Raw genomic sequence first — 1,765 nt, forward strand, 5'->3', positions numbered from 1 at the left:
GTGCTGGAATACGCCGCCGCGCGGGAGGACTTGGCCGGCACCGTCGGCGAGGCCGTCGAGTACGTCCGCTCGCCCATGGAGCGGTTCGACCCGGTGAGCGTGTCGGTCGCGGTGCTCGCCGTCTCGGTGGTGCAGACGGAGGTCGTGGTCAAGCGGGACGAGGGCGGGCGGTGGAGTCTGACCGTGCGCAAACGGGCCCTGAAGGACGCCGCGCTCGGGCGGGTGCTCGCGGCGCTGATCGCCCATCTCACCGGCGGCAAGTAGGGGACGGCCGTGTCCGTGTCCGTGCGGGCGCCCTACGCCTGGACCTGTGAGGAGTGCGGGAGGCGGTGCGAGGCCCCGGTGTGGCGCGTCGTCGACAGCCGCGAACGCCCCGATGTGCTGTCGAGCCGTACGGGACCGGACGGGTTCGGGGCCGGTCTGTGCCAGGTGGCGTGTCCCGGCTGCGGGACGCGGGCGTATGTCGAGGCCCCCGTGCTGGTGCTGCGTGCCGGGGCGGTCGTGCCCACGCTGTTCGCCACCTCCGTGGCGCAGCTTCACGAGGACGCCACCGCGACCGTGGCCGAACTCGTCGAACAGGCGCGGCTCGCCGGGGCCTTCGCCGCCGGCCGGTTCGGCGGACAGGTCGTCCGGCTTCCGCGCCGGCTGCTGCCGTTCGCGCTGAGCTGCGATGTGGAGCGGGACCTGGCCGACCCCGAGGCGGCGTGCCGGGAACTGGCCGAGCACGGGGCGCCGACGGTGACGAACTACCGGTACTTCCTCCGCGGCGACATCGGCCGCGGCGGACCAGTCCGCGGCGGCCGCGAACGTTCAGGACGAGTCTGACCAAAGCCGACCCCGGCGACAAGGGCCGCCCCGCCGCTTCGCCGCACCTTCACCACACCGATACGCACGCGAGCGCGGCCCCGCGGGACGGCGCGGCGAGCGGGCCCCTTCAGGAGGGACTCAAGAGGGACTCAGGAAGGGGCTCAAGGGGATTCAGGAGGCCTCAGGAGGGGATGATCCCCGGCCGGAACGGCTCGACGCCGACGATGTGGCGCACCCGCTCCGGCTCGACCAGGACGTGCACCCGCTGCTCGCCCTCGATCAGCCAGGGGTAGCCGTCCAGGCCCAGGTACTTGCGGGTCAGCCGGTCCATGCCGCGCTCGGCCTCCTCGCCCGTCACGAAGCGCACCGCACGGCCGGAGATCTGCACCCGGTCGTAGGGGCTTTCGGCGTCGATGTGGGAGAGGTGGACGCGCGGGTCCCTGCGGAGGTTCTCCTCCTTGATCCGGCCCACCGAGGTGTTGAAGGCGATCAGCCCGTCCTCCAGTCCCACCCACATCGGCGTCACATGCGGCGCGCCGTCCGGCGTCACCGTGGCCACGAACCAGAAGTTCGGCGCCTCCAGCCGCCTGCGCACCTGCTCGGTCAACCGCTCCGCCATGGCCGCACCTTTCCTTGATCGTCAACGGTCCGGCCACTCTTTCACGCGGTCGCCGGCTCGCCGGGGCAGCGGCCTCCGAACGGCACCATCCACGCGAACAGCGCGGGTTTCCGACACGATTCCGCCACATGGAACGGCCCCGGCGCGCCACCCGCGCTGTTCGCGTGGATGGTGCCGTTCGGAGGCCGCTGCCCCGGCGAGCCGGCGACCGCGTGAAAGAGTGGCCGGACCGTTGACGATCAAGGAAAGGTGCGGCCATGGCGGAGCGGTTGACCGAGCAGGTGCGCAGGCGGCTGGAGGCGCCGAACTTCTGGTTCGTGGCCACGGTGACGCCGGACG

At 72.4% G+C, this 1,765-nt stretch carries 2 protein-coding genes and 1 pseudogene; 2 read left to right on the top strand and 1 reads right to left on the bottom strand.

The window, feature by feature from the left end; translation table 11 throughout:
* Together FRZ03_RS39100 and FRZ03_RS14170 are read left to right on the top strand one after the other, a co-directional pair.
* Nucleotides 1–264: pseudogene (locus FRZ03_RS39100) on the top strand (hypothetical protein); the annotation flags it as partial.
* Nucleotides 265–273: 9 nt separating this feature from the next.
* Nucleotides 274–825: a CpXC domain-containing protein gene (locus FRZ03_RS14170; protein ID WP_146465508.1), complete on the top strand. Its 552-nt coding sequence runs from the start codon at nt 274–276 to the stop codon at nt 823–825.
* Nucleotides 826–988: 163 nt separating this feature from the next.
* On the opposite strand, the gene FRZ03_RS14175 is transcribed toward FRZ03_RS14170, so the two are convergent.
* Nucleotides 989–1,426 carry a TIGR03618 family F420-dependent PPOX class oxidoreductase gene (locus FRZ03_RS14175; RefSeq protein ID WP_146465509.1) on the bottom strand — a complete coding sequence of 146 codons (438 nt, stop codon included), beginning with the start codon at nt 1,424–1,426 and terminating at the stop codon, nt 989–991.
* Between the last annotated feature and the right edge of the window lie 339 nt (nt 1,427–1,765).

It is taken from the genome of Streptomyces misionensis (genome assembly GCF_007896895.1).
GTDB classification, from domain to species: domain Bacteria; phylum Actinomycetota; class Actinomycetes; order Streptomycetales; family Streptomycetaceae; genus Streptomyces; species Streptomyces misionensis_A.

Coding starts and splice junctions, on each gene's coding strand:
- FRZ03_RS14175 (WP_146465509.1), bottom strand. CDS start 1,426: ATGGCGGAGCGGTTGACCGAGCAGGTGCGCAGGCGGCTGGAGGCGCCG.